Below are 19,397 nucleotides of genomic sequence, written 5' to 3' on the forward strand. Positions count from 1 at the left end.
TCAGTCGAAGGTGGTGGAGATCTCGTGCCAGCCGCCGGGAACGAAGGTGGCGGCTTCGTCCGGCCCCCAGGAGCCTTTGGCATAGGGGAGGGGCTGGGAGGGGAGGTCGAGGACGGGCTGGATGATGCGCCAGGACTCCTCAGCCAGGTCGAAGCGGACGAATCGGCGGGGGTCGCCGGTCACGGCGTCGGTGAGGATGCGCTGGTAGGCCGCCTCCATCGGGCCCAGGACCTTGGTGAAGTCCACGCTGAGCGGGACTTGCCGGGTGCTGTTGCGTCCGGGGTCTTTCGCGAGCAGGTCGAACGTGACCCCCGCGTCGGGCTGGATGCGGAAGCGGATCAGATTGGGCTCCGGGGCGCCGTCGAAGTAGGTGGTGGGCGGGGTGCGGAGCTGGGCGACCACTTCCAGGTCGGTGGTGCCGAGTGCCTTGCCGGAACGGATGTAGAACGGGACGTCGGCCCAGCGCCAGTTGTTGATGCGCAAGCGCAGCGCCGCGTAGGTCTCGGTGGTCGAACCCTCACGGACGCCCTCGGTGGCGAGGTAGCCGTCGTACTGGCCGCGGACGACATCGTCGGGCGCGACGGTCTCGACCGCGCGCAGCACCCGCCATTTCTCGTCGATGAAGGCGCGTGCGTCGGTCGACGGCGGCGGGTCCATGGCCAGGAGCGCGAGGATCTGCAGAAGGTGGTTCTGAACGACATCGCGGATCGTGCCGTTGGCGTCGTAGAACGAGCCGCGGTCGGCGACGTCGAAGTCCTCGGCCATGGTGATCTGCACGTTGTCGACGTAGTGACGGTTCCAGATCGGCTCCAGGAGCATGTTCTCGAACCGGAACATCAGCAGGTCCTCGATCGGCTCCTTGCCGAGGAAGTGGTCGACGCGCCTCAGATGGTCCTCGTCGAAGAACTTCAGCAGCTCGGCGTTCAACGCCCGCGCCGACTCCAGGTCATTGCCGAACGGCTTCTCGACGACCATCCGGGCGTTCCTGTTCAGGCCGGCCTCGGCCAGGCCCCCCGCGACCGTCGCGAACAGCGAAGGAGGAACCGCCAGGTAGTGGGTCAGGAATTTCGCCTCGCCGACCTCGCGACGGATCGCATCGAAGGTGGCGCCGTCGGCGTAGTCGCCCGCGACGAGCCGCAGGTTCCCTGCGAACTTCTCGAACGCCGCGTCGTCCACCTTGTCGTGCTTGGCCTCGCATGCCTCACGGGCCCGGCTTCGCAGCCCCGCCAGGTCGAGGTCGGTCTTGGCGACCCCCACGATCGGCTGGTCCAGCACCCCGTCCGCCGTCAACCGGTACAACGCCGGCAGCAGCATCTTGTACGCCAGATTCCCGGTGATCCCAAACAGCACCAACGTGTCGGCCCGCTCCATCGCCGGCCTCCTCTCCTCGGCTCACAGCTTGCCGTCCCGGCCATCCGGCGAACAAGCGCCCAGCGGGTCGCATGCTGCTCGATCACGCACCGAGCGACCTCACTCGCGGCGCACGGAGAGTTCTGCCGTCGGACGGACCGTGACCACCAGGGTGTTGCCGGGCGAGACGGTGGAGCAGGTTGGTGCCGCCGGTACTCCGGAGTCGGTCCGGATCTGGCCGTCGCGGATCTCCAGGCGTCGCGGCAGCGCTGCCGCTACCTGGATGGCCATGGGTGATGACCACGATGGCGGTGCCGTCGCGGTTCAGCTCGGCGAGCAGTTAGCGGGCACCGTGCGGATGCTCGGGGTTCACCCAAGTACGATCATGATCGACAGGCCTCAAAAGGGGGCCTGCAAGCACCACAAATCAGAGGAAAGGGCGTTAACGTGTCTGAGATTCCAAGGACACCCGCGGGCTCTGTCCGCCTGGTGGTCGCCTCGCCCGATGACGAGGCCGCCTTCTGCGAGGCGGCCCGGCGCGGGAATGAGCGTCGCCTCTACCCCCTCCGGCCGCTCCGGCCGGACACCTCCGAGGGATTCCGCCGGTGGCTCGGCCATTACGTGGGGCCCAAGGCGTTGCTCCTCGCCTACACGGAGGAGCAGACCCTGGCCGGGTCTGTGACCTTCACACTGCTCAACGAATGGCGGCTGAACGGCGAGATGGCGATCGAAGCCTTCCCGGGCTTCGAGGACCTGAGGCTCATGGAAGAAGCCGTCGCGGCCGCGATTCGCTGGGCTTTCGCACCCAATGACCTCTTCGCGTCTGGACTCCACCGCGTGGTGTCCCTCGTGGAGGAGGAGACGGTCCCCGACACCGAGGCCCTGCTCCGGAATCTCGGGTTCCGGTACGAGGGAGTCTCGCACTCGGAGATCAGGACGGGCGCGGACGAATGGCGCGACAGTCGCCGCTTCACACTGGTTCGAGACGAATCCTGAACATCGTCTGAACCGAACCGCGAAAAGCCGGCCCGCCCCTCCCGGGGGCGGGCCGGTCCTGTCGGCGATCCGTAACCGGTTCGGACGGGTCGCGGTCACCCCTCGGTCCGCTCACCCCCGGTTGAGGGCGCGTGCCGCAGGTTCCCTGCGAACTCTCGAACGCCGCGTCGTCCACCTTGCCGTGCTTGGCCTCGCGTGCCTCACGGGCCCGACCTCGCAGCCCGGCCAGGTCGAGATCGGTCTTGGCGACCCCCACGATCGGCAGGTCCAGCACCCCGTCCGCCGTCAGCCGGTACAGCGCCGGCAGCAGCATCTCGTACGCCAGGTCCCGGTGATCCCGAACAGCACCGTCGCGTCGGCCCGCTCCATCGCAAGCGTCCTCTCCTCGGCGCACAGCTTGCCGTCCCGGCCGTCCGGCGAACAAGCGTCCCGCGGGTACGCATGGTGCTCGGTCATGGTCATGTCGCCTCGTCCTCCATAGATCTTCTGTTCGGTGCGGGCGCGACCTCGGGGCCCACCCCATACGGGGTGCGTTCGACGCCGCGGTGGATGAGGGCAAGGGTCTTCTGTCACTCAGCGAGTTGATTGTGGTTGACAGGAACGTCTTCCATAAATATCGTGCTAAGTGCGTTGCTACGAGTTTTTTGTCGTGTAAGTAACCTTCGATGGCTCCGATCAGTCACCAACTGTCCGTGCCGTGTCGCCAGATCGTCGGCACCGGCTGGGCTGACCGCTGAGCTTCTTGTCCGTTCCTCTTTGGAGCGGTCCAGCCTCGATTCGACGTTGCGCAACCGTACGGAGCCGCCGTGCGCATCCCTTCGCCACCGCCGACCCGGATACCCAGCCCACCCGGAAAACTGCCGGTCATCGGCCACAGCCTGTCCCTGATGCGTGACCCGCTGGCCTTCATGGAGTCACTGCGACCGCACGGAGACGTGGTCCGCGTCTTCATCGGCCGCCTTCCCGTGTACGTGGTGACCTCGTCGTCGCTCGTCCATCACCTTCTCGTGGCGGAGGCGGGCAACGTGGAGAAGGGGAAGCTCTTCGACAGGGTCCGGCCTCTGATCGGCAACGGCGTCTTCACCTCGAACGGCGCCTTCCACATGCGTCAGCGGCGGCTGCTCCAGCCCGCCTTCCACCGCGACCGCATCGCCGGTTACACCCGCATCATGAGCGAGGAGACCGCGCGGCGGGCCGGGGAATGGCAGCCGCGGCAGGTGCTCGACGTCCAGCGAGAACTCTTCGACCTGACGTTGAAGATCATTGCCGCCACGCTGTTCGCCACCGACCACGCCCGCGAGGTCGTCGCGGAGTTCCAGCGGAACTTCCCGCGCATCGTCGCGGGCATCGGCTGGCGCACCGTCGCGCCGACGCCGCTGGTCGAACGGCTTCCCGTGCCGGCCAATCGCCGGTTCGACGAGGCGACGCGGGGACTGCGCCGGGCGGTCCTGGAGACGATCGCGAGGTATCGGGCCGACGGACGCGACCACGGCGACATTCTCTCCATGCTGCTCGCGGCCAAGGACGAGCGCACGGGTGAGGGCATGAGCGACGAAGAGATCCACGACGAGGTCATCGCGTTGCTCGTGGGGGGCACCGAGAGCACCGCGCTGACCCTGTCCTGGCTGTTCTACGAACTCGGACGGCATCCGGAGCTGGAGGCCCGGCTCCACGCGGAGATCCGTACCGTTCTGGGAGACCGGCAGATCGGGTTCGAGGACGTCGGTGAGATGACCTTCGTGCGGGCCCTCATCACCGAGACGCTCCGGCTTCACCATCCCATCTGGATCGTGATGCGCAGAGCGCGGTCGCCGATCGAGCTCGGAGGCGTACGGATTCCCCAGGGGGCGGAGATCGTCTTCAGCCCCCACACGCAGCAGTTGGATCCCGACCTCTTCCCCGAACCTCATCGGTTCGAGCCCGGCCGTTGGCTGTCATCGTCCGCTCCCGTGCCCCGGGAGTCTTTTCTGCCGTTCGGGGCGGGCCGCCGCGTGTGCCTGGGTGATGCGTTCGCCTGGACCGAGATGACGGTGACCGTCACCACCATCGCCGCCCACTGGTCGCTGACCGCTGCCCCGGGGAGCCGCGTGCGTCCACTCGCACTCGCGACCGTGTACCCCCGCGACCTGCGAATGGTCCTCGATCCGCGTCCCTAGTGAGTGGTCTTCCTCATGAGCGATCCTGCCCTGACCGTTGAGATCCCTTCGCTGTACTGTCCGCTGCGCACCCGGATACATCCGATGCTCGCCGAGTTGGAACAGCGCGGGAACGACTGGATGGCCGCCCACGGATTCAACGAGAACGAGCGCCTGTGGCGGCGCGTTCAGGAGAGCAACGCCGCCGAGTTCTTCGCCCGGATCTGCCCGGACGCCGCGCCCGAACGGCTCCAGATGGCCATCGACTGGAGTTACCTCATGTTCGTCTTCGACGATGTTCTGGACGAGGCCCAGGTGACCGGGGCCTCACAGGGATTCGTCGACATCGCGGCGCGCGTCGTACGGACCCTGGCGGATCCGGGCTGCGAGATGATGGCCGGCGACGACCCGTTCCGCGCTCCCGTCCAGGACCTGGCGCACCGCCTCCGCCGATACGCCACCCCCGCCCAGATCGGCCGCCAGCTGGACGCGCACCGCGCCTGGCTGCTCGGGGTCGCGTGGGAGATCAACTGCCGGCTCGGAGGCACCGTGCCCAGTCTCAACGACTACACCGCCATGCGCCCGGTGTTCGCCGCCGCCGATCCGACGCTGGTATGGGCCGAGATCGCGCTCGGCGCGCCCATCTCCGAAGGTGAGATGTCCTCTCGCGAAGTCTCCGCGCTGCAAGAGATGACGGCGACCTACGCCGCCTTCAGCGACGATCTGTACTCGCTCGGCAAGGACCTGTGGTTCGCGCAACGCCAGGGAGGCGGGAATCCGAGCGGGCTGAACCTGGTCAATGTCTTCCTCGCGCACGAGCACTGCACGATTCAGGAGGCCATCACCAAGGCGGTGGACCTGTGCAACCGCATCGCCCGCCGTTTCGTCGACGTGCGCGACAAAGTCGAGCCGCACGCCAGTGACCGGCTCCGGCCCTATGTCGCCAGCCTGGGTCACCTCATGCGCGGCAACATCGAATGGGGCCTGGCAACGCCGCGTTACAGCAATCCCGACGGGGAGCACCCCGGAGCCGTCAAGACCATCTGCACCTGGTCGGACACGCCACCGCCCGGAACGGACCAGCCTCCGAAGATTCCCTCGATCGCCTGGTGGTGGGAGGAGCCTCCCTAGACGAGTAGTTCCGAAGTGATTAGTGGTCGAATGCGATCAGTGATCGGGTGATGGGTTGTCCGGTGTGGTGGTTGTGCCAGATGGCGGCCGCCATGGCCAGGATGCGCTGGGCGACTCGGGTGGCGACGCCCTCGAAGGTCCGGTCGCCGTGTTGTTCCAGGTCGGGCTGGCCTTTGAGGGTGTCGTTGACCGACTCGATCAGCTGACGTAACCGGTCGGGGCCGTACCCCTGACGTGTGGTCCCCGGCCGCCCCCATGGCCGTCGACGCCGAACTGCGGAAGGCGGAGCAGCGCGAAACCGCGCGCGTGGGTTTCACCGACCTGCTGAGCACGGTCACCACCACCCTCGCCACGATCGCAGCCGACGACGATGAGCAGGTCACGCGCGGCATGGAGGACATCGCGCGCTACGTCGGTAGCGTCCGCCGCACCACCCGAACCACCACGGGAACTCGGACGGGTGGAGGAATGCGCGCACCTCGCGCGGCCGGGGGACCGGGGCGCCGTCGCCGACGCTCTCGACACCCTCGTGGGACGAGGCGAGGCGCTTCTGACCTGTGAGCGCCCCCGCCGATCCGCGCGGCCAACCTGGCTAACTCGGGGGCGACCACCGGCAGCGGCGACGGGACAGCACGGACGCTGCGTAACCCCGTAGGCGGGGCGGACGGGTAACGGCCCGTCCGGCACGGCCTCGCACAGCACGGAACATGATCCTCACGACCAGGTGTTCGTCCTGCTCGGCTGGGCATGGGATGTCGCGCTGGCCGCGCGAGCCGCCACCCGGTATCCGGTTACGCATGCGAGGGTCTCAGAGATCGGCGCACTCATCCGCGTCGACCAAGATCACGCGGAGACGGTAGATCTGTCCCACCCGCTCCTGGCCGTTCCGCCTTCCGAAGTGGGGACGCCGATCGTGATCGACGGATGGCACCGGCTCCACAAGGCCCGGCAGACCGGCGTCACGGAGTTGCCGGTCGTCTTCCTGAATGCCGACGACGAGCGCGCATGCCCGCGCGTGCGGTGGCGGGGGCGGCCCCGTGCGGCTCAACGATCAGGCGACATGGTACTCAGTGAATGATGCCGACAGCTGCCTGTGCCGCACTCACAACGGCACTCCATTCGGGTCGGGATATCACTTGAGCGTCTTCGAGTTTGGTGGGCAAGGAGTCCAAGAGAGGATCTAGGACAGCGGTCAGACTTTCGATCGCCGCAGCCTCTGCCTCGTTCTCAAGCGTCACACCGATCTGAGCTCGCGGGTCCTCTGCGACCAAGGTGTCGTCGTAGAGGACGTTGACATTGTGGGTCAGGTCATCATAGAAGCCTGGCTGAGCGTAGGTGCGCTCCACCCAGACGCGACGCTGATACTCCGGATCCGAAAGCGCCCGTAGGGCCTCGATGACAGCACGACGCATGTCAGGGAACCGTACGACCACGAGATCGACCCTAGCAGCCATAACGGAGATCTCCAGCTATCCCATTTCAACCACTCCGACAAGGGGACATGGGCCTGATCCCAGTTCTCCTTGATGGAGCGGTGGAATTGCCTGGCTGAGGTCACCGGGCTTGGCGGAGCCCCATCGCCCGCCGGACTCCCGCTCGGCGCGCCCTTCTGTTAGAGGAAGAGGATGACGTTGAGGGTGGGGACGTGGATCAGGAGGAAGGCGTTCTTCGCCTTCGCCGTCGCCTCCGGCTGGCGTGGGGAGACGGCGGTCGTGACGACCACGTAGCGGTCCTGGGTTCCGACATTGCCGATGCGGGCGCCCCCCGGCGGGTAGACATCGCCGTCCGGAACGAAGCGCAGGTCGGTATGCCGCAGGCGAGGCCGGGCGCCGGCAGCGGAGGCCCGGTCGGGGAACTTGAGAACGTGGCTGCTGACCAGGACGCCGTCCGTGGTTCTGAACGCGATCTCGATCCGTCCCTCGCACCCGGTCCGGCGCAGGACGGCGCGGGCTTGCCCACTGGTCGCTCCCGCCAGACAGCCCTTCTCATCGTCCAGGACCTTGGCGGCCGTGCGCTCGTAGGTCTCGGACCGCCCCCCGAAGCGGTTCTCGAACCGGGTGGCGTCGTCGTAGAAGGTGTCGACCTCGAACGCCGGGCCGCCGATGGCGGATGGCCCGGCGGTCACGAGCACGACGGCGAACGGTGCGGACAGGACGGTCGCCCCCAGAACACCTAAAGTGGAGCCGAGCGCGATGCGCTGCTTGCGTTCGCGTGCCTCCCAGCGGCGCACATGGTCGGGAAGTCCGGTTGGGCTTGGAGACCCGAGCGCCGCCAGCCCGCCGGTCTCCGCGGGCGCCGGGGGAGCCTGGGCCCGGACGACCACCGTCCCGGCGCGCCGGTCGTGCAGGCACTGTCTCAGCCGCTCGTCTTTCCTATATACCCAGGGGTCGCTGATCAGCGGTAGGGACGCGGAGTTCCTCGGGAGGGCATACCGCCGGAAGGACCGCCGCCAGTTCGGGGGCCGTGTTCCGTCCTCCTCGCGCACCACCCGGATCCCGGCGACTCGTTGGCCCAGGGTGCAGCCCCACCGCACGATTCCCCCGACGCGCAGCAGCAGCGGGCCGGCCATGCCGAGGACCACGACTGGGGCGGTCGCCCAGAGGAACGAGGTGGAGGAGCCATCGGACAGCAAGGCGACCCCGTAGACCGGCGACACAGCCACCATGACCACGAAGAAGGCGGCCAGCAGGTCGAGCACGCGGGCCGCGACCCGCTGCCGAGTGCTCGCCAACACCCGCACGACGCGGCCGTCATCGCCCGGTACCCGCTCTGGGGGCGTCCCTGCCGGGACATACAGGGGGGTCGTCACGGGCGTACATGCAAGCACACCCCAACCCCACCCGCGCGGCCGAGTCGACCATGAAGATCCTGAAACCGGAGGCCCAGTTCGGCGACCGCCCCCCGACCCTGCCCGATACGTGTCGCGCAAGCGGTCGACCTGTATGACAACGAGACCCGGTGAACTGATCCCAAAAGCTCGGATGGCAATGAACCCCGGTCCCGTGCTCCTGCACGCCTCCAGGTACATCAATTCTGAGAAATCGCGAAAAATGATGACGCCGTTCCTGCGGGCGGTGGCCAAGGGCCCCCTTCCGCGATGCCCGCGCCGAAGCCGGCCTGTCCGCGGGCGGCGACTGGCCGGTGAGCACCCCGGATCCGCCGCGGGCGTGCACGTCGCGGTCAACCGGGTGGCGCCCGGCGAGAAGGTCGCCTTCGCCGAGGGCGAGCGGGTCCATCCGGCGCCGCCTTGACCGAACGGCGACTCGCCGGTTCCCGGAAAGCCAGCAAACATGAGGAAACCTCATGTATTTTGGCGCTTCCCGGCGCCTGGAGGCCACATTGGGTTCGCGACGTCTCGTGTCAGCGGCCGTGGGTGCCGTTCTGGTACTGGTCGCGGCGGGGGCTCTGATCGATCCAGTCGGGTACTTCGCGTTGCTCGGAATGCCCGGACGGGTGGTACCAGCGGCGCGCTGGCAGATCGTTCCCCTGGTGGTCTACGCTCCGTTGCTGCTGACGGGCACGGCGTGGGTCGTGGCCACCTTCGGGCATCTGGGACGGCGGGCGCGCTTCGCGACGGTCTGGGCAGGGTTCGTGCTGACCGCCGTGGTCGCGAAGGCCGCCATGTGGGTCGCGGCGACGGCACCTGAACTGGGCGTCGCCGACCTGCTGTGGTCGACGAGTTTCACCGTGCCGAAAGCGGCCCTGTACGCGCTGGTCCCGGCGGCGGTCACCCTCCTTGCGCGTACGGGAGAGCGTGAGGACGGCGAGCCCGCCCGCCGGACGCACTGGCCGGTCGCGGCCATTAGCGTCTCGGCGGTGGCGGTGACCGGGATGTGGGTGGCGTCGCACTGGTCGCGGGACCTGCCGGACGGACTGCCATCGGCGTCCCCGCAGGGTGGGGTGGCCGGGCTCCTCGCCGGGCTGGTGACGCTGTTCCTAGCGCTCGCCCGCACCCAGCGAACCTTCGCACGCCGATCCCGCACGCCCTCGGGGGCCTTCCTCGGCGGATGGCTGGCCGCGCTCTGGGCGGGCATCGTCCTCGGCGCCGTCCAAACCGCCGGACTCCTGATCCTGGACGGGCCGGGCGCTCTCCTGCAGACGCCCGCGGCCCTGTGGATCAGGCTCGGAGAGGGCGCGTCCCTCGGCGTCGCCTTCGGCTGGCTGCCCGCACTGCTGGCCTTGCCCGCCACCGGCCGCGCGTTCAGGCGGGCGGCCGGTGGCGCCTCCGCCGCGACGGCCCTGAGCCTCGCGGTCGCGGTGGCGGCGATGGCCGGAGCCGTGGCCCTCGCCGGGCCGGAGCCCGCGCCCGTCGCCCGCAGACCCGCCGCCGCGCCGGAGACGGAGCTGTCACCGTTGCGGGCCGTCCGGGGGAAGCGGCCTCGCATCGTCGACAGTGAGGGCCGGCAGGTCCTGCTGCGCGGAGTGAACGTCAACCAGTTGGTGGACTTCTATGCGCCGCGCCCGGGAGTGCCGACGACACTGCCGCTCGGCGAGGACGATTTCGCGCAGATGGCGGCGCTCGGCCTGAACGTGGTGCGGCTGGGGGTGTCATGGTCACGGGTCGAACCGGGCCCCGGCCGGTACGACGAGGGTTATCTGCGGCAGATCGACCGGGCCGTGGCCTGGGCGAAGCGGCACGGACTGTACATGGTGATCGACATGCATCAGGACGGCTGGAGTGACCTGCCCACCCCGGCCGGAACCTCGTGCCCCTTCGGCACGTCCCCGATGGACGGCTACGACGGCGCACCCGCGTGGGCGACCAAGACCGACGGCGCGCCGCGCTGCCAGTTCACCGGACGCGACATCTCGCCCGCGGGGAACCGCGCGTTCACGAACTTCTACTATGACCGCGACGGTGTCCAGGGCCGCCTGGTGAAGGCGTGGGGCATGCTCGCCGCCCGCTTCGGCGACGACCCCGCGGTGGCCGGGTTCGACCCGCTCAACGAACCGGGCTTCGGTGAGCAGGCGCCGCTGACGTCGACGCTGCTGCTCGGCCGTTTCTACGACCGTGTCCTGCGGGCGATCCGCTCCGCCGAGTCCCGTCCCCATCTGCTGTTCGCCGAGCCGAGCATCTTCTGGTCCGGCACCGGGTTCGACGCGATCCCGCGGGGCTCCTTCCGGTCCGATCCCGACGTCGTCTTCGCGCCCCATCTGTACGCCGAGTCGATCACCATGGACGCCTCGCTCGGGCTGCCCGTCATGACCTCCGTTGAGCACGGCTTCGCCCTCGCGCGGCGGGCCGCCGGCGACATGCCGGTCTGGAGCGGCGAGTGGGGGTTCTGGGGCGATGCCGGGTCGGTGGCCGGCAGGCTGCGCCGCTACGCCCGCCAAGAGGACGACAGCAGGATCGGCGGAGCCTTCTGGGTGTGGAAACAGGCGTGCGGCGATCCGCAGAACGGCGTCGAGCCGACCGGGAACGGGCTCAACAACCTCGACTGCGCGACGGGACGCTTCCTGCGCCGCGACGCGGTGGCCGAACAGGAGATCTCGCGCGCCTACCCGCGCGTGGTCCCGGGCATCCTCACCTCGCTGCGGTCCCTTCCCGGCGGGCGGCCGGGCGGAAAGGCCGCCGGGCCGCAGGAACTCGCGCTCACCGGAAAGACAACGGGTGGCGGCTGTGAACTGGACATCTGGGTGCCGGGAGAAGACCGTCCCGCTCCCGCGGTCACCGGCATCGAGAGGATCGAAGCGAGAAAGGCCGAGGGCGGCTGGCGGGTCACCGGCTGCGCCCGCGGCTCGTACCGGCTGACGATCAGCTGACAGGCGGCCCGTCCACTACTTGGACCACCGGCGATGGATCGAGGTCACGACCACCCCGCCCCGGCGGGCCACCGCCCGCGTGGTCACAGCCCACCTGGACCGATCGCCCGAGGCCGACGCAACGGCCTTCTGTATCGCCCGCATCGGGGAACCCCTGGCGTGATCCACCCTCACGGAATGGGACGAGGCGACCCGGGGAGCCGCGCGGTGGCCAGGTTGAGCCGGGCCTCCCGGGTGCCCGAAGGGGATGGGATCCGCCCGGCCGAGCGGGCGCCACCTGCTGCCCGGCACCGCGAAGGACGCCGAAGTCCTTCACCGGAAGAACCCCAGAAACGCAAAGTGGGACAGATGAGCATCTGCCCCACTTTGTCGTGATGTGTCCGAGGGGGGACTTGAACCCCCATGCCCCGTAAAGGGCACTAGCACCTCAAGCTAGCGCGTCTGCCTATTCCGCCACCCGGACCGGTCGCAGGCCGCAGCGGGGCTGCGGCGGCGGAGTTCACCATACCAAAGGTGGCGAGTCGCGGCGAAGTCGATCGGCGGGGCACCATGGGACGGTACGCGAGCGACACGAGGTGATGATTGTGGTGCGGCAGCCGACCGCCGAGGACGAGGTCGTCCGGCTCTGCCAGGAGCTGATCCGGATCGACACCAGCAACCCGGGCGACCATTCGGGGCCGGGGGAGCGGGCCGCGGCGGAGTACGTCGCGGAGAAGCTGGAGGAGGTCGGGCTGGAGACCCAGATCTTCGAGTCGCATCCGGGACGGGCCAGCCTGGTAGCGCGGATCGAGGGGGAGGATCCGTCCCGGGACGCGCTCCTCCTGCACGGGCATCTCGACGTGGTGCCCGCGCGCAAGGAGGACTGGACGCGCGATCCGTTCGGCGGGGAGATCGCCGACGGGTGCGTCTGGGGGCGCGGGGCCGTGGACATGAAGGACATGGACGCGATGATCCTCGCGGTGGCGCGCCAGCGGCTGCGGGAGGGGCGCAAGCCTCCGCGGGACGTGGTGCTCGCCTTCCTGGCCGACGAGGAGGCCGGGGGGAAGTGGGGCGCGCACTGGCTGGTGCGGGAGCATCCCGAGCTGTTCGAGGGGTGCACCGAGGCCGTGGGGGAGGTCGGCGGGTTCAGCCTGACGGTGCCCGGGGACCGGCGGATGTACCTCATCGAGACGGCGGAGAAGGGCATCGCGTGGATGAACCTGACCGCCGCGGGGACGGCCGGGCACGGGTCGATGGTGCATCCGGACAACGCGGTCACGGCGCTCGCGGCGGCGGTCGCGCGGCTGGGGGCGCACGAGTTCCCGGTGCGGCTGACGAAGTCGGTGCGGGCGTTCCTGGAGCGGGCCTGCATGGCGTACGGCGTCGAATTCGATCCGGAAAGTCCGGAAAAGTGCCTTGAGGAGATCGGGCCGCTCGCGCGAATGATCGGCGCGACGCTGCGGAACACGCTCAATCCCACGCGGCTGGACGCCGGTTACAAGGCGAATGTGATTCCGCAGACCGCCACGGCTCAGGTGGACGGACGATTCCTTCCCGGGCATGAAACGGAATTCTTCGCGACGGTGGACGAACTTCTCGGTCCGGACGTTCAGCGGGATTTCATCCACCACGACATCGCGCTCGAGACGGACTACGAGGGTGCGCTCGTCGCCGCGATGGAAGCGGCGCTGACCTCGGAGGACGAGGGTGCGCTGCCGGTGCCGTACTGCCTGAGCGGCGGGACGGACGCCAAGGCGTTCTCCACGCTGGGCATGCGGTGCTTCGGTTTCGCGCCGCTGAAATTGCCCCCAGAGTTGGACTTTTCCGGAATGTTCCATGGCGTCGACGAGCGCGTTCCCGTGGACGGGCTGCGTTTCGGAGTGAGGGTGCTCGACAAATTCCTTGATCGCTCCTGAATTTGCCATCACCAGAGCTTTCCGTGGTGCTATCGTCACCATTCGTTGAGGACGGATCGGTCGCGGTGGAGGTTGTCCGGTGGCAGGTGGCGCGGTGTGGGTCAGGACGGTCTCCGTCCTGCTGCGCCGCGCCGCCGGCGGACGTTCCCTGCGGCGCCTGCTGGTCCTCGGCGGGCTGCTGATCGCCGGCTGGCTCCTCGGGGGCGCGGCGCAGACCGCGCACGCCGACGAGCCCCCGCCGGCGCCCGTGACGGGGGTAGTCGAGAAGGCGCCCCTGCTGGGCGACGCGGTCCAGACCGTGCGCGAGCACCGGCCGGTGCAGGCGCCCGCTGTCACCGACCCGGTCGAGGTCGTGCACGTGGTGGCGCCGGAACCGCGCGCGGAGAAGGTCGTGCAGGACGTGCCGCCGCCCCGGCCGGAGGTTCGGGGCGAACCGGTGATCAAGCGTTCCCCCCGGTCGGTCGTGACCGAGAACGCCGCCGCGTCTGAGCCGTACCGCCGGCCGTCCGCGCCCGCCGTCTCCAGCCTTTCCCCGGCGCGACCGAGCGCCGGCCATGCGGCGCGTCACGTCGTCGTCCGGCACCACCCGGCGCCCATTCCGTCGCCCGAGAAGCCCGGTACGCATTCGGCGACCGGCGGCTTCATCGTGGCCGGCGTCGCCGCCGGGTTCCCGGCGGCGGGGACGTGGGTCCCCGCACCTCATCGGGCATCGCCGCGCCCCGTCTTCGGCGCGGTCCCGCCGGCCGTCCGCACCGCCGCGGACGAGCCCTCCTTCGCGCCCGACTAGTTCCCGGCCACAGTCTCCGGACGCGTGCCCGTGCGGCTCGGGCGTGCCGATCCGGTCTTCCGCCGTGCCCTCATGTGCGGCCTTCCCCCGAGACACACGTCTCTCTTCTCCACCAACTCTTCTCTAGGAGCATCATGCGAACGTGGGCAAAGGGCACCTCCCGTGCCGTGCTGACCGCGGGCTTCGTCGCCCTCGGCGTGAGCGCCATCCCCGTCAACGCCTTCGCCGACGTCACGACCGGCAGCGGCGGAGTCCTGAGCGGCAACCAGGTGAACGCGCCGATCTCCGCGCCCGTCGACGTGAGCGGCAACGGCGCCGCGCTGGTCGGCGGCAGCCGGGCGGTGTCCCGCGGCGGCGCCAAGGTCGACCAGGGCGGCAGCGGCGGCGGCCAGCGGACGTCCGGCAAGCGCGGCGTCGCCTCCGGGAACCAGGTCAATGCCCCCATCTCGGTGCCGGTGAACGCCTGCGGCAACGCCGTCGCCGTCGTCGGCGGGGCGCAGGCGGGCTGCGAGGGCGGCGCCAAGGTCAAGGGCAGCGGCAACGGCGGCCAGACCACGGACGGCACGGACGGCGTCCTCGCGGGCAACCAGGTGAAGGCCCCGGTCTCCGCGCCGGTCAACGTGTGCGGCAACGCCGTCGCGGTCGTCGGCGGGGCGCTCGCGGGCTGCGACGGGGGCTCGCAGGTCAAGAACGGTGGGAACACCGGATCGAAGCAGCAGACGTCCGGCGTCCGCGCCGTCGGGAGCGGCAACCAGGCCGACGTTCCGATCAGCGTGCCCGTGGACGTCTGCGGCAACGCGGTCGGCAACGCGGTGGCGGCGTGCGAGGGCGGCGCCTCCGTCCGCAACGGCGGCCACGGGACCGGGCGGCAGACCACTTCCGGCGTGCGCGGGATCCTCTCCGGGAACCAGGGCAACGCCCCGATCAGCATCCCGGTGACGGCCTGCGGCAACGCCGCGGCGCTCGTCGGGGAGGCCGGCGCGCTGTGCGAGGGCGGCGCGCACGTGCGCAGCGGCTCCGGGGGCGACCAGCAGACCTCCGGGGTGCGCGGCATCCTGTCCGGGAACCAGGGCAACGCCCCGATCTCCGTTCCCGCCGAGGTCTGTGGCAACGCGGCGGCCGTCGTCGGCCGGGCGGCGGCGGCGTGCGACGGCCAGTCGCTCGTCAAGGGGTCGCACGGCTCCGGCGGCAAGACGTCCGGCGACAAGGGCACCGGCTCAGGGAACCAGGCGAACGCGCCGGTCCAGGTCCCCGCGGAGGTGTGCGGCAACGCCGCCGCCGTGGTCGGGGCGGCCGCCGCGCTGTGCGACGAGCCTGGCAACGGCGGGTACGAGCCCTACTCCCGGACGGCCGGCACCGCGCCGCGCCCCGGCTCGAAGATCGACCCGCCCGCGGTCGGCGGCCTCGACGGCGTTCCCGTCCTGAACGGCGGGACCGGCCTCGCCGGCGCCCTGCCGGCGCGGGGCCGCAACCAGCGCACCGCGCTCGACGGCGACGGGGCGCCGGTGGCGGTCTCGCTCCTGGACACCCGGGCCCTCCCGGGCGGCGCGGACCTCCCCGCGGTGAACGGCCGGAGTGCGTCGGCCGGCACGGGCCTGCCGCAGGTGCCCGGCCTGCCGAAGGTCGGCGTCCTCCCGAACGTGACGGGAGCGTCGCAGGTGCTTCCCGGGACGAAGGTGATTCCCCAGGCCCAGGACCTGGCCGGGAAGAGCGCGCCGGTGAGGGCCGGCGCGCGGCGCGTCCGGCCGGACGCGAAGGCGCCGGGCACGATCTCGGTGCCCGCGAAGCCGGCCCTCCCGGTCGACGTGCACGCCGTGGCGGCCGCCGGGACCGCGCAGGTGCCGGACGGGATCGGCCGGATCAGCCCGGTCGCGTCCACGCAGACGATCACGCCGGGGACCAGGGCGGGCGCGACGCTGCTGGCGGCGGTGTCGGGGCTGCTGGCCGCCGCGGCCGGGACCCTGGCGCTGGCCCGGCGGATCCGGGTGGGCCGCCGCTAGATCCACCAGACCGCGGGTGAGCCGGCCTCGGGCCGGTGTGCGGAGGACCTTCGCCCGTCCCGGAGGCGCGGACCGGGGCGGGCGAAGCCGTATCCGCGGGCGGGCCGGCCGAGGCCGCGGCGGACACAGTAACGTCACGTCAGGGAATCCGTACGCAGTGCTACGCTCCGGACAGGCCGCTGGGAACGGTCAGAACGTACGGACGGCGCGGATGACCTTGCGGCGCAGTTGAATACGACGGCGGCCGTCCGGGTACAGGCGCAAGCGATCGAGTTCCCACCCGCCGTGCTCCGCGTGCTCGGTCATGATCCGCCGGGCGGCGTCACGGGTGGTACCGCGCGGCAGTGACAGGACGAGGTAGGTGTACTCCGCCATTGCGACCATTATTACTTGGTCTACCGGCCGTGCGGCACCGTACCGTGGCCTCCCGGTCCGCGCGGCGTGCGGCGGCATGTCATCCTGTCGGGGGCGTGCGGCGGTGAGAATCCCGCCCCTCCGCGGGGGCGGCACGATGATCGCGAGGCGGCGGCGGGACGGCGCGGGCACAAACACGCCGCCATGCGACGTTGTACGAAGCCGGTAGGAAGAACCTGAGTCAGAGGAACCGAGACAGCGAGGTTGGAGCGACTGTGCCAGCCAAGAACGGCACCGCGAACAGTGGCCGGGGCAACGGGGCGGGAACGCGCCTGGTGATCGTCGAGTCGCCCGCGAAGGCGAAGACGATCGCCGGTTACCTGGGCCGCGGCTACATCGTGGAGTCCAGTATCGGCCATATCCGGGACCTGCCCGGAAGCGCCTCGGAGGTGCCGGCCAAGTACAAGGGCGAGCCGTGGGCGAAGCTCGGCGTGAACGTCGAGCACGAGTTCGAACCCCTCTACGTGGTCAACTCCGACAAGCGCCAGCAGGTCCAGAAGCTCAAGAAGCTGCTCGCCGAGGCCGACGAGCTCTTCCTCGCGACGGACGAGGACCGGGAGGGCGAGGCGATCGCCTGGCACCTCCAGGACGTCCTGAAGCCGAAGGTCCCCGTGCACCGGATGGTCTTCAACGAGATCACCAAGGACGCGATCCAGCGCGCCGCCGCGAACCCGCGCCAGCTGAACATGCGCCTGGTGGACGCGCAGGAGACGCGCCGCATCCTGGACCGCCTCTACGGGTACGAGGTCAGCCCCGTCCTGTGGAAGAAGGTCATGCCGAAGCTGTCGGCGGGCCGCGTGCAGTCGGTGGCGACGCGGCTGGTCGTCGAGCGGGAGCGGGAGCGGATCGCGTTCGTCCCCGCCCACTACTGGGACATCGCGGCCCAGTTCGACACCGGCAAGGACGAGGAGCCGACGGCGTTCAAGGCCGGGCTCGTCTCCGTGGACGGCAGGCGCGTCGCGCAGGGCCGCGACTTCGGCTCCGACGGCGCCCTGAAGACGCGGGACGCGCTGCACCTGGACGAGGCCGCCGCGACGGCCCTCGCCGAGCGCCTCCGCGGCCGCCCGTACGAGGTGAAATCGGTCGAGCGCAAGCCGTACACGCGCCGCCCGTACCCCCCGTTCCGGACGACGACCCTCCAGCAGGAGGCCAGCCGCAAGCTGAACTACTCGGCGAAGTACACGATGTCGGTGGCGCAGAAGCTGTACGAGAACGGCTTCATCACCTACATGCGAACCGACTCGATCACGCTGTCGGAGACGGCGATCACGGCGGCGCGGCGGCAGGCGGCGTCGCTGTTCGGCGGCGAGTACGTCCCTGACAAGCCGCGCGTCTACACGTCCAAGGTGAAGAACGCGCAGGAGGCGCACGAGGCGATCCGCCCGGCGGGCGAGACGTTCCGCACGCCCGCGGAGACGGGCCTGTCCGGCGACCAGTTCCGCCTGTACGAGCTGATCTGGAAGCGCACGATCGCGTCCCAGATGAAGGACGCCGCGGGCCAGTCGGTGTCGATCCGGGTCACCGGGGTGTCGACGCGGAACGAGCGCGCGGAGTTCGGCGCGACCGGCAAGACGATCACGTTCCACGGTTTCCTCAAGGCCTACGTGGAGAGCGCCGACGACCCGTCCACGGACCGCGACGACCAGGAGCGGCGGCTGCCGAACCTGGCCGAGGGCGACCCGCTGACCGCGAGCGCGGTCGACGCCGAGGGCCACTCGACCCGCCCGCCGGCCCGCTACACCGAGGCCAGCCTGGTCAAGGAGCTGGAGGAGCGGGAGATCGGGCGCCCGTCGACCTACGCCTCGATCATCGGGACGATCCTGGCGCGCGAGTACGTGTTCAAGAAGGGCACGGCGCTCGTCCCGTCGTTCCTGGCGTTCGCCGTGGTCAACCTGCTGGAGCAGCACTTCGGAAACCTGGTCGACTACGACTTCACCGCCCACATGGAGGACGGTCTCGACGAGATCGCCCGCGGCGAGGCCGAGCGCGTCCGCTGGCTGACCAGGTTCTACTTCGGCGACACCGGCGAGGAGGGACTGAAGGAGCTGGTCGGCGACATCGGCGACATCGACGCCAAGGGGATCAGCTCGTTCCCGATCAAGGGGACCGACATCATGGTGCGGGTCGGCCGGTACGGGCCGTACCTCGACCGCGACGGCGAGCGCGTCAACATCCCCGAGGACATCGCGCCGGACGAGCTGACCGCGGAGAAGGCCGAGGAGCTGTTCGCGCAGCCGTCGGGCGACCGGGAGCTCGGCACCGACCCGGAGACCGGACACATGATCGTCGCCAAGTCGGGGCGGTTCGGTCCCTACGTCACCGAGATCCTGCCCGAGCCGGCGCCCCCGGCCGACGGCAAGAAGCGGACGAAGAAGGCCGACGCCGCCAAGCCGCGCACGTCGTCGCTGTTCAAGTCGATGTCGCTCGACACGATCACGCTCGACGACGCGCTGAAGCTGCTGTCGCTGCCGCGCACGCTGGGCGAGCTGGACGGCGAGCCGGTGACCGCGCAGAACGGCCGGTTCGGCCCGTACATCAAGCGGGGCTCCGACAGCCGGTCGCTCGGCTCGGAGGACGAGCTGTTCACGGTCACGCTGGAGCGGGCGAAGGAGCTGCTGGCGCAGCCCAAGCAGCGCGGCCGCCGGGCCGCGGCCGCCGCGCCGCTGCGCGAGCTGGGCAAGGACCCGGCGAGCGGGGAGCCGGTCGTGGTGAAGGAGGGCCGGTTCGGCCCGTACGTCACCGACGGCGAGACGAACGCGAGCCTGCGCAAGGGCGACGAGGTCGAGTCGATCACGATCCAGCGCGCGGCGGAGCTGCTCGCGGAGCGCCGGGAGAAGGTCGCCGCGGGCGGCGGGAAGAAGAAGGCGGCACCGCGCCGTCGAACCTCCGCAAAGTCCGGTTCATAGGGACATCTACGCCGATACCC

At 70.1% G+C, this 19,397-nt stretch carries 16 protein-coding genes, 1 tRNA gene and 1 pseudogene; 10 read left to right on the plus strand and 8 right to left on the minus strand.

The features are described 5' to 3' along the window. Complete coding sequence (gene zwf, locus BJY14_RS24020) at positions 1-1,371, minus strand: glucose-6-phosphate dehydrogenase (protein WP_179845692.1); 1,371 nt, start codon at positions 1,369-1,371, stop codon at positions 1-3. Positions 1,372-1,470: 99 nt separating this feature from the next. Next, positions 1,471-1,641: a hypothetical protein gene (locus BJY14_RS24025; RefSeq protein ID WP_179845693.1), complete on the minus strand. Its 171-nt coding sequence runs from the start codon at positions 1,639-1,641 to the stop codon at positions 1,471-1,473. A gap of 198 nt (positions 1,642-1,839) precedes the next feature. On the opposite strand from BJY14_RS24025, the gene BJY14_RS24030 reads away from it, so the two are divergent. Continuing rightward, positions 1,840-2,346: a GNAT family N-acetyltransferase gene (locus tag BJY14_RS24030; RefSeq protein WP_179845694.1), complete on the plus strand. Its 507-nt coding sequence runs from the start codon at positions 1,840-1,842 to the stop codon at positions 2,344-2,346. Here the strand turns inward: BJY14_RS24030 and BJY14_RS24035 are convergent. Beyond that, entirely contained in the window at positions 2,321-2,659 is a 339-nt protein-coding gene (locus tag BJY14_RS24035) for a hypothetical protein (protein ID WP_179845695.1), read from the minus strand. The genes BJY14_RS24030 and BJY14_RS24035 overlap by 26 nt on opposite strands. Before the next feature lie 493 nt (positions 2,660-3,152). On the opposite strand from BJY14_RS24035, the gene BJY14_RS24040 reads away from it, so the two are divergent. Together BJY14_RS24040 and BJY14_RS24045 are read left to right on the plus strand one after the other, a co-directional pair. Further along, positions 3,153-4,502 (plus strand): cytochrome P450, encoded by a 1,350-nt coding sequence (locus tag BJY14_RS24040; RefSeq protein WP_179845696.1) that lies wholly within the window; start codon positions 3,153-3,155, stop codon positions 4,500-4,502. 15 nt (positions 4,503-4,517) lie between these two features. Continuing rightward, positions 4,518-5,612: a terpene synthase family protein gene (locus tag BJY14_RS24045; protein WP_179845697.1), complete on the plus strand. Its 1,095-nt coding sequence runs from the start codon at positions 4,518-4,520 to the stop codon at positions 5,610-5,612. Positions 5,613-5,631: 19 nt separating this feature from the next. Here BJY14_RS24045 and BJY14_RS45505 read toward each other — a convergent pair. Further along, positions 5,632-5,823: pseudogene (locus BJY14_RS45505) on the minus strand (IS982 family transposase); the annotation flags it as partial. A 513-nt stretch (positions 5,824-6,336) separates the two neighbouring features. On the opposite strand from BJY14_RS45505, the gene BJY14_RS24050 reads away from it, so the two are divergent. Continuing rightward, positions 6,337-6,690 (plus strand): hypothetical protein, encoded by a 354-nt coding sequence (locus BJY14_RS24050; RefSeq protein ID WP_179845698.1) that lies wholly within the window; start codon positions 6,337-6,339, stop codon positions 6,688-6,690. On the opposite strand, the gene BJY14_RS24055 is transcribed toward BJY14_RS24050, so the two are convergent. Next, positions 6,680-7,045: an SCO4402 family protein gene (locus BJY14_RS24055; protein ID WP_179845699.1), complete on the minus strand. Its 366-nt coding sequence runs from the start codon at positions 7,043-7,045 to the stop codon at positions 6,680-6,682. The two genes, BJY14_RS24050 and BJY14_RS24055, sit on opposite strands and share 11 nt — an antisense overlap. 179 nt (positions 7,046-7,224) lie before the next feature. After that, a complete protein-coding gene (locus BJY14_RS24060; protein ID WP_179845700.1) occupies positions 7,225-8,421 on the minus strand; it encodes an RDD family protein in 1,197 nt (398 codons plus the stop codon). 241 nt (positions 8,422-8,662) lie between these two features. Between BJY14_RS24060 and BJY14_RS24065 the strand changes: the two genes are divergently transcribed. Both BJY14_RS24065 and BJY14_RS47330 read left to right on the plus strand, forming a co-directional pair. Further along, positions 8,663-8,863: a hypothetical protein gene (locus BJY14_RS24065; protein WP_179845701.1), complete on the plus strand. Its 201-nt coding sequence runs from the start codon at positions 8,663-8,665 to the stop codon at positions 8,861-8,863. Positions 8,864-8,981: 118 nt separating this feature from the next. After that, a complete protein-coding gene (locus BJY14_RS47330) occupies positions 8,982-11,375 on the plus strand; it encodes a glycoside hydrolase family 5 protein (protein ID WP_179845702.1) in 2,394 nt (797 codons plus the stop codon). 377 nt (positions 11,376-11,752) lie between these two features. On the opposite strand, the gene BJY14_RS24075 is transcribed toward BJY14_RS47330, so the two are convergent. Next, positions 11,753-11,838, minus strand: a tRNA-Leu gene (locus BJY14_RS24075). Positions 11,839-11,953: 115 nt separating this feature from the next. On the opposite strand from BJY14_RS24075, the gene BJY14_RS24080 reads away from it, so the two are divergent. From BJY14_RS24080 to BJY14_RS46685, 3 genes are all read left to right on the plus strand, one after another. Then, positions 11,954-13,270, plus strand: coding sequence for a M20/M25/M40 family metallo-hydrolase (locus tag BJY14_RS24080; RefSeq protein WP_179849587.1), 1,317 nt, complete (start codon positions 11,954-11,956; stop codon positions 13,268-13,270). Between the two features lie 79 nt (positions 13,271-13,349). Next, positions 13,350-14,057, plus strand: coding sequence for a hypothetical protein (locus BJY14_RS24085; RefSeq protein WP_179845703.1), 708 nt, complete (start codon positions 13,350-13,352; stop codon positions 14,055-14,057). A 134-nt stretch (positions 14,058-14,191) separates the two neighbouring features. After that, positions 14,192-16,057, plus strand: coding sequence for a chaplin family protein (locus tag BJY14_RS46685; RefSeq protein WP_179845704.1), 1,866 nt, complete (start codon positions 14,192-14,194; stop codon positions 16,055-16,057). Positions 16,058-16,246: 189 nt separating this feature from the next. Here BJY14_RS46685 and BJY14_RS24095 read toward each other — a convergent pair whose 3' ends face one another. Continuing rightward, positions 16,247-16,432 carry a DUF5703 family protein gene (locus tag BJY14_RS24095; protein WP_179845705.1) on the minus strand — a complete coding sequence of 62 codons (186 nt, stop codon included), beginning with the start codon at positions 16,430-16,432 and terminating at the stop codon, positions 16,247-16,249. Positions 16,433-16,686: 254 nt separating this feature from the next. Here BJY14_RS24095 and topA point away from each other — a divergent pair, with 254 nt between their 5' ends. Continuing rightward, complete coding sequence (gene topA / locus BJY14_RS24100; protein WP_179845706.1) at positions 16,687-19,377, plus strand: type I DNA topoisomerase; 2,691 nt, start codon at positions 16,687-16,689, stop codon at positions 19,375-19,377. The last annotated feature ends 20 nt before the right edge of the window (positions 19,378-19,397 follow it).

This window comes from Actinomadura luteofluorescens (assembly GCF_013409365.1).
Taxonomy (GTDB): Bacteria; Actinomycetota; Actinomycetes; order Streptosporangiales; family Streptosporangiaceae; genus Spirillospora; species Spirillospora luteofluorescens.

Bases quoted from the DNA above. Each gene is read 5' to 3' on its own strand.
- zwf (WP_179845692.1), bottom strand. From the start codon at position 1,371: ATGGAGCGGGCCGACACGTTGGTGCTGTTTGGGATCACCGGGAATCTG.
- BJY14_RS24025 (WP_179845693.1), bottom strand. From the start codon at position 1,641: ATGGCCATCCAGGTAGCGGCAGCGCTGCCGCGACGCCTGGAGATCCGC.
- BJY14_RS24035 (WP_179845695.1), bottom strand. From the start codon at position 2,659: ATGCTGCTGCCGGCGCTGTACCGGCTGACGGCGGACGGGGTGCTGGAC.
- BJY14_RS24045 (WP_179845697.1), top strand. From the start codon at position 4,518: ATGAGCGATCCTGCCCTGACCGTTGAGATCCCTTCGCTGTACTGTCCG.
- BJY14_RS24065 (WP_179845701.1), top strand. From the start codon at position 8,663: ATGATGACGCCGTTCCTGCGGGCGGTGGCCAAGGGCCCCCTTCCGCGA.
- BJY14_RS24080 (WP_179849587.1), top strand. From the start codon at position 11,954: ATGATTGTGGTGCGGCAGCCGACCGCCGAGGACGAGGTCGTCCGGCTC.
- BJY14_RS46685 (WP_179845704.1), top strand. From the start codon at position 14,192: ATGCGAACGTGGGCAAAGGGCACCTCCCGTGCCGTGCTGACCGCGGGC.
- BJY14_RS24095 (WP_179845705.1), bottom strand. From the start codon at position 16,432: ATGGCGGAGTACACCTACCTCGTCCTGTCACTGCCGCGCGGTACCACC.